Genomic DNA, 6,979 nt, shown 5'->3' with positions numbered 1-6,979 from the left:
CGTTGCCATTGGCATCGCTGGCAGACGTCAGGCGCCAGGTGTCGCCATGTGCGGCATAGCTTTCTTTGCTTTGGGTAGCAGGGTCGGTCCAGGTCCAGCTGGTATTGCTGCTGTCATAGGCGAGTGTGTCAAAGCGGCCTGATCCGGCGCGGGCAATGTAGGTATGGCTGGTGGCGTCGAAGTCGTAGGTCTGAACCGAATTATCGGTGCCCATGCGCTGGATGCTGCTGCCTGCCTGGTTCAAGGTGCCTGTCAGGTTGGTGAGGCGGCGGTAGCCATTGATCCACCAGCTATCGGTGTTGTCGTCGCTGAGCACGCCCTGGCTGTTGTAGGTGCGCAGAAGGGAAACATTGTTGCCACGGGTGATCAGCAGGCTGTCACGGTCTTGCAGGACCAGGTTGCCGTTGGCAATATTGACGCTGCTTTGCTCGCCGGTCTTGCCTTGTGCTGCTGAACCCAGGTTGCCGCGCTGGCCAAGATTGGTCGAGGACGTTAAGTTCAACCCTGTGCTGTTTCCGCTAACAATTGCAACCATGTTTTATTTACCTTTGTGTAGATCAGTCGATTACGTGACAACAATGCTTTTTAAAAAGTGTCCCGTTTGAACAGAATTTATCCAGACTTAGTAAGAAAAGTTTATGCAAAACTGGAAATTATTCGTACTTCCATTAATTGTTTTTAAGATGCTTCAATTGGCTACTTGAAATTCTTGAATTGGATTGATTGGGCAAATAAGATATGGTGGGATTTAGGGGGAGGGCAGGGAGAGGCGGGAGGAATGGGCGCGGCGGGGTACTAAGGATGAGGAATGTTCGGGTAAATTGTTAAGTAGGCAACTAAAACTTTCAGGGCAAGTGCTGACCTGGCAATGCATCTATCAAGCTTACAAGGCTGAATGAGAAAAATAGAGGAAAGGTTTATGATGTCAACTTGATGTAAATGGATTCTGAAGCAGCCCGAGAAGGGTTGTAGTCTTGTTTTATTGTTAAAAGGATATGCATGAAACCCGCCATTCTTGTTACGCGCGCTATTTTTCCTGAAGTATTGACCCGTCTTTCAGCACATTTTGAAGTCGAATCGAATCAGGATGATGTGATTTTTACACCTGCTGAGCTGGCTGCGAAGTTGAAGGGCAAGGCTGGTACCCTGGCGACCGCCAGTGCCAAAATCAATGCGGAGTTATTGCAGCAGTTGCCAGATCTGAAGATGGTCGCCAGCATGGCTGTGGGTTACGACAATATTGACGTGCCTGCCTGTACCGCGCATGGCGTCATGGCCAGCAATACACCGGAAGTATTGAATGAAACGACTGCTGACTTTGGCTGGGCGTTGCTGATGGCGACGGCCAGGCGGGTGACGGAATCTGAGCACTGGCTGCGCGCTGGCAAGTGGACCAAGTGGCGTTATGACTCTTTCCTGGGGGCGGATGTGCATGGTGCCACCCTGGGTATTATCGGCATGGGCAGGATAGGGCAGGCGATAGCGCGGCGCTCTATGGGTTTTGATATGAAGGTCGTATATCACAACCGTTCGCGATTGAGTGCTGAACAGGAGGCGCACGCGAATCATGCCCGGTATGTGAGTAAGGAAGAATTGCTGGCCCAGGCCGATCACGTGGTGCTGGTCTTGCCGTATTCACCGGCCTCGCATCATTGCATAGGCGCAGCTGAAATTGAACTCATGAAACCCAGCGCGACCCTGGTCAATCTGGCGCGTGGCGGTATTGTGGACGATCAGGCATTGATAGCAGCTTTACGCAAGCACAGGATTGCAGCAGCGGGCCTGGATGTGTTTGAGAACGAACCCAAATTCCATCCAGACTTTTTGACCCTGCAAAATGTGGTGCTGACACCGCATATTGCCAGTGCTTCAGAGGCAACCCGGCGGGCAATGGCGAATCGTGCTGCGGACAATCTGATCGCTGGCCTGACCGAGGGCAGGCCGCGAGACTGGTTAAACCCGGCGGCTTAGAACCTGTTCACGATCTTACTGCGCGGGCGCAATCAAAGACCACGCGAGGCACATGCGTTGCTCAAAATGCTCATGTACCAGAGTACATTCCGCTTTTTGCGCTGCGCTTGGTTACCCTGACCTCGCTGACGCCCGCTCGCTACAGATCGTAAACAGGTGCTTAATCGTTGATTAATCCTTGAGGTCGTTGATCAGATCTACATATTGCTGCATGGCGGCTTCCTGGGTGGTGCCTTTGAGTTCTGCCCAGGCATCAAACTTGGCGCGGGCGACAAAGTCGGTCATGCCAGGGCGATCGCCAGTTGCATCGCCACCACTGCCTTGCTTGAACAGGGCATAGATTTTCAGCAGGGTCATGTTGTCCGGACGTTCTGGCAGATTTTTGGAATCGGCCAGTGCCTGGTTGAATTGTTCTTGCAAGCTCATTGTGGTCTCCAGCATCGAATTGAGGAACACAAAAATAGCATGAAGACATGCTGGCAGGGCGGTTTTGCGCTAGAGGTTTCCCTCCAGCGCCGGGTTTGCCTGACGAACAGTGCTGGACGGATTAGTGCAGCGTGGGCTCGTTATCAGTATCGGCACCGCAACAGACTTTGTATTTTTTGCCGCTGCCGCACGGGCAAGGGTCATTTCTGCCGACCTTGGGGGTATCGCGCTTGACGGTGGTTACACCGGATTTACGCAAGGGGGCCCAGAAACGGCGTATGGTGGGGATGGATGCTTCCAGCGTCAATGCCAGTTCATGGCATTTTTCTGGTGTATCGACGAATTTCAATTCTTCTTCTTCGATTTCTTCTGCACCCAGCAGGTAGATGGGCTGTAGCAAGGGGCCGATTTCTTCCGATTCCCAGGCTGTTTCCCAGGCTTCTTCGCGCAGTTGCATGCCTTCCCAGAAGCCCCAGGCCCAGGTTTCACCATCAATCAGTTCTTTGCCATTTTGTTCCATGACGCAGAACAGCGGTTCATATTCCTGTGGTGCAACTTCAAAAGTGATCTGGATTTCATTCATGAAGCGCGCCACCAGACCGGTGATGCGCTGCATTTCCTTTTCATTCTTGAACTTGGGTTCACCCGCATCCGGCAAACCCCATACCAGTGGCAGCCATTCTGCCATGGGTATCATTTCCGGCCCCAGGGCGATGGCGGTCAGGTAGCCGTGCAGGGCGTCCATGGTCATGCCATCGTCGCCGACCTTGTCCGACATCAGGAATTTGTCGAGTTCATTGAATTCTTTGTCGCTTAAGGGTTCGTCGAGATGCATGGATCGCTCTTGAATTGGAGATTGAAAATACCGGCAGTTTAGCGCTTTGTTTGCTGGCTGTGCAGGTCTTTTGTGCCGTACAGGCTTTGGCACACGTACAATAGCCAACATGACAAATACCAATCTCCCAGACTCTTTTGCCGGTTTGACGCCAGAACTGGTGCTGGACGCTGTTGAAAGCAGCGGTCTGCGCAGCGATGGCCGCATGTTGGCCCTGAACAGCTATGAAAACCGGGTCTACCAGATAGGCATGGAAGACGATGTACCTGTGGTCGTCAAATTTTACCGCCCCTTGCGCTGGACGGATACTGCCATCAATGAAGAACATGATTTTGTGCGTGAGCTATTGCAACATGAGATTCCGGTAGTTGGTGCAATGCAGGCGGCTGACGGCAGCAGCCTGCGCCACTACCAGGGTTTTCGCTTTGCCTTGTTTGCCAGGCAAACTGGCAGGGCGCCGGAAACCGGCGATGCCGCAACCCTGGAATGGCTAGGGCGTTTTATTGGCCGTATTCATGCCGTGGGTGCCCTTGCCAGCTATCGCGAGCGGCCAGCTATTAATCCGGAAACCTTTGGCGTGCAGCCGCGTGCCTGGCTGCTGGCGCATGACTTTATCCCTCCTGATCTGTTGCCAGCCTATGAAAGTGTCAGCCAGCAGGCGCTGGATGGCATACAGCGTTGCTATGACCGTGCCGGAGACATGCAGCTATTACGTCTGCATGGCGATTGCCATCTTGGGAATGTCTTGTGGCTGGAATCCGGTGCACAGGCTGGCCCACATTTTGTGGATTTTGATGATAGCCGCATGGGTCCGGGCATACAGGATTTATGGATGCTGCTGTCGGGCGACCGTCAGGACATGCAGCAGCAATTGACGGATATCCTGGCTGGCTATGAAGATTTCTTTGAATTTGAAAGCCGCCAGTTGTACCTGATAGAGGCATTGCGCACGTTGCGTCTGATTCATTACTCAGCCTGGCTGGCACAGCGCTGGAGCGATCCTGCCTTTCCGGCGGCTTTCCCGTGGTTTAACAGCCAAAGGTATTGGCAAGACCGCATACTGGAATTACGCGAGCAGGTGGCACTGATGGAAGATGCACCCCTGTGGCCGGTTTGACGCAATTTCATCCAGAATCTGCAAAGACGATCAGTCTGTCCTGTAAAATTCGGGCAAATGATTAACTTTGATGGAAATGCACCATGACGCAAGATGAATTAAAACTGGCAGTGGCCCAGGCTGCCATAGCCTATGTGGTTGAAAATGACATTGTTGGCGTAGGCACCGGCTCGACAGCCAATTTTTTTATTGATGAACTGGCCAAGATCAAGCACAAGATCAAGGCGGCTGTGGCCTCATCCGAAGCAACCGCAGCACGTCTGCGCGGACATGGCATTACCGTGCTGGATTTGAACGATGTAGTCTCCATGCCTGTGTATATTGACGGCGCAGATGAAATTACCCCGCAGGGTGCCATGATCAAGGGTGGTGGTGCCGCATTGACACGTGAAAAAATCGTGGCTTCGGTCGCTGGAAAATTTATTTGCATTGCCGACGGCTCAAAGCTGGTGGATAAGCTGGGCAAGTTTCCCTTGCCGGTAGAAGTGATACCGATGTCACATGCTGTCGTCGCCCGCAAGCTCAATGCTCTGGGTGGCGAAGCCCGTTTGCGTTTGAAAGATGGCCAGCCCTTGTTGACGGACAATGGCAATATGATTTTGGATGTACATGGCTTGCAGATCGCAGACCCGGTAGCGCTGGAAGCGACGATTAATAATATCGTTGGTGTGGTGACCGTGGGTCTGTTTGCGCAGCAGGGTGCCAATGTTTGCCTGCTGGGTACCAGTGAAGGCGTTAAAACCTTGCAGTTCTGAAGCGTTGGCTCTAAGCTAAGTCTTGCTACCAACAAAAAGCCCGCTGAAATAGCGGGCTTTTTGCTGGATACTGATTAATGTCAGTCAGGCATTTAGTCAGTTGGCGGTACATAACCGGATGCAGCGTCGGCACCATCTCCAAAGAAATGCTTTTCCATCTGGGTTGCCAGATATTTGCGGGCACGGGTATCGGCCAGGTTCAGGCGGTTTTCATTTACCAGCATGGTCTGATGCTTGAGCCAGGCAGCCCAGGCTTCTTTGGACACGCTTTCATAAATCCGTTTGCCCAGTTCACCTGGATACGGTGGAAAATCCAGACCTTCGGCTTCTTTGTCTAATTTGATGCAGTGGACCGTACGGGCCATGGTGTTACTCCTTTTGCTAAATCTCGAAAACAGCGTGATTATACGGCCTGTGACCTGTGGTTGCTTAGAGTTGCTTGATCAGAACCAGTGATTTGCGTTGCCAGTTATACATTTTTTGCCTGTCTTTGGGCAAATCATCGAATGAGGCATTGACGAAACCACGTTTCAGGAACCAGTGTGCAGTGCGTGTAGTCAGCACAAACAGGCTGTGGAAGCCAGCGCGGCGTGCGCGTTTTTCCATATGCTTGAGGATGCGTTCACCATCGCCTTGGCTTTGCACATCGGGGTTGACGGTCAGGCAAGCCATTTCTGCCATTTTTTCGAATGGGAAAGGGTACAGTGCGGCGCAGCCAAAGATCACGCCGTCATGCTCTATTACGGAGAAATAATTGATTTCGCGCTCTATCAGCTCGCGTCCACGTTTCACAAGGGTGCCATCGGCTTCCAGCGGTTCGATCAGCTTGATGATGCCGCCGACATCTTCAATCGTGGCTTCGCGCAGGCTTTCCAGGTTTTCTGATGACACCATGGTGCCTACGCCATCATGGGTAAACAATTCCAGCAGGGCCGAGCCGTCCATCTTGTAGGGCACGATATGTATCCGTGGTACACCACCACGTGAAGCCTTGACGGCGTGTTCCAGATAAAAAGCAGAGTCTGGCGGCAAATAGCTGGCTTTTAACTCTTGTTCAGCCTGCATGAAAGACAATTCGCGGATTTCATCATTGTCCTGATCCACCATCATTGGTGTTTCGGTGATAAAAATCAGCTTGTCGGCACGCAAGGCCGTGGCGGTTGATACGGCTACGTCTTCCATGGTCAGGTTGAAGGCTTCGCCGGTGGGGGAGAAGCCTAGCGGGCCAAGCAGTACCAGATTGCCGGCATCCAGAATGCGGTGGATGGTGTCGTACGCCACTTTACGGGCGATACCCGTTAACTGGAAATCCACACCGCCCACGATGCCTATCGGTTTGGCGGTGACAAAATTACCTGAAATGATGCGGATGGCAGAATGTGCCATGGGCGTATTCGGCAAGCCCTGGCTGAAGGCGGCTTCAATATCCAGGCGCAATTCACCAGCGGCCTCTTTCGAACACTCCAGCGCTGCGGTATCGGTAATGCGTATGCCATTGTGAAAGCTGCCTTCGACATTACGCAGGGCCAGTTGCTCGGCAACCTGGGGTCGTGAGCCATGGACAATGACAACTTTAATGCCAAGTGCATGTAAAAGTGATAAATCCTGGGCTAGAACTGGCAGTGCACCTGCCATGACCAACTCACCGGGAAAGGCGACCACAAAGGTCTTTCCACGGAAGGCATGAATATACGGCGCGACTGAGCGCAGCCATTGAACGAATTGAACGGGATTTTCCATCCGCCAATTATAATCTGAGACGAGAAAACAGATGACCATCCAACGCCGTCGAATTCAACATTGTTGTCAATCAGGCTCCTGAACTGGTGTCAGGATGTGCCTGATAGGGTAGCTCTGAATGGCTCAATGAATGGC

The 6,979-nt window shown here is 52.5% G+C and carries 8 protein-coding genes; 3 read left to right on the top strand and 5 right to left on the bottom strand.

Annotated elements, in window-relative coordinates:
* A partial coding sequence (locus tag ACO0LK_RS13575; RefSeq protein ID WP_422975878.1) for a hypothetical protein occupies nucleotides 1-502 on the bottom strand: 502 nt, incomplete at its 3' end.
* 497 nt (nucleotides 503-999) lie between these two features.
* Between ACO0LK_RS13575 and ACO0LK_RS13570 the strand changes: the two genes are divergently transcribed.
* Nucleotides 1,000-1,971: a 2-hydroxyacid dehydrogenase gene (locus ACO0LK_RS13570; protein ID WP_422975876.1), complete on the top strand. Its 972-nt coding sequence runs from the start codon at nucleotides 1,000-1,002 to the stop codon at nucleotides 1,969-1,971.
* Nucleotides 1,972-2,142: 171 nt separating this feature from the next.
* Here the strand turns inward: ACO0LK_RS13570 and ACO0LK_RS13565 are convergent, their stop codons facing one another.
* Both ACO0LK_RS13565 and ACO0LK_RS13560 read right to left on the bottom strand, forming a co-directional pair.
* Nucleotides 2,143-2,397, bottom strand: a complete 255-nt coding sequence (locus ACO0LK_RS13565; RefSeq protein WP_186945563.1) for an acyl-CoA-binding protein — start codon at nucleotides 2,395-2,397, stop codon at nucleotides 2,143-2,145.
* A gap of 121 nt (nucleotides 2,398-2,518) precedes the next feature.
* Nucleotides 2,519-3,232, bottom strand: a complete 714-nt coding sequence (locus ACO0LK_RS13560) for a UPF0149 family protein (RefSeq protein ID WP_422975874.1) — start codon at nucleotides 3,230-3,232, stop codon at nucleotides 2,519-2,521.
* 109 nt (nucleotides 3,233-3,341) lie between these two features.
* On the opposite strand from ACO0LK_RS13560, the gene ACO0LK_RS13555 reads away from it, so the two are divergent.
* Both ACO0LK_RS13555 and rpiA read left to right on the top strand, forming a co-directional pair.
* A complete protein-coding gene (locus tag ACO0LK_RS13555; RefSeq protein ID WP_422975872.1) occupies nucleotides 3,342-4,349 on the top strand; it encodes a serine/threonine protein kinase in 1,008 nt (335 codons plus the stop codon).
* Nucleotides 4,350-4,432: 83 nt separating this feature from the next.
* Nucleotides 4,433-5,104 (top strand): ribose-5-phosphate isomerase RpiA, encoded by a 672-nt coding sequence (gene rpiA, locus ACO0LK_RS13550; protein WP_422975870.1) that lies wholly within the window; start codon nucleotides 4,433-4,435, stop codon nucleotides 5,102-5,104.
* Nucleotides 5,105-5,196: 92 nt separating this feature from the next.
* On the opposite strand, the gene ACO0LK_RS13545 is transcribed toward rpiA, so the two are convergent.
* Nucleotides 5,197-5,469: an oxidative damage protection protein gene (locus ACO0LK_RS13545; protein ID WP_186945559.1), complete on the bottom strand. Its 273-nt coding sequence runs from the start codon at nucleotides 5,467-5,469 to the stop codon at nucleotides 5,197-5,199.
* A gap of 64 nt (nucleotides 5,470-5,533) precedes the next feature.
* Nucleotides 5,534-6,844 carry an amino-acid N-acetyltransferase gene (gene argA, locus ACO0LK_RS13540; RefSeq protein ID WP_422975867.1) on the bottom strand — a complete coding sequence of 437 codons (1,311 nt, stop codon included), beginning with the start codon at nucleotides 6,842-6,844 and terminating at the stop codon, nucleotides 5,534-5,536.
* Between the last annotated feature and the right edge of the window lie 135 nt (nucleotides 6,845-6,979).

The organism is Undibacterium sp. Ji49W (assembly GCF_049340205.1).
Taxonomy (GTDB): Bacteria; Pseudomonadota; Gammaproteobacteria; order Burkholderiales; family Burkholderiaceae_D; genus Undibacterium.
The sequence above is the reverse complement of the archived record's forward strand: the minus strand, read 5'-3'. Positions and strand labels throughout refer to the sequence as shown.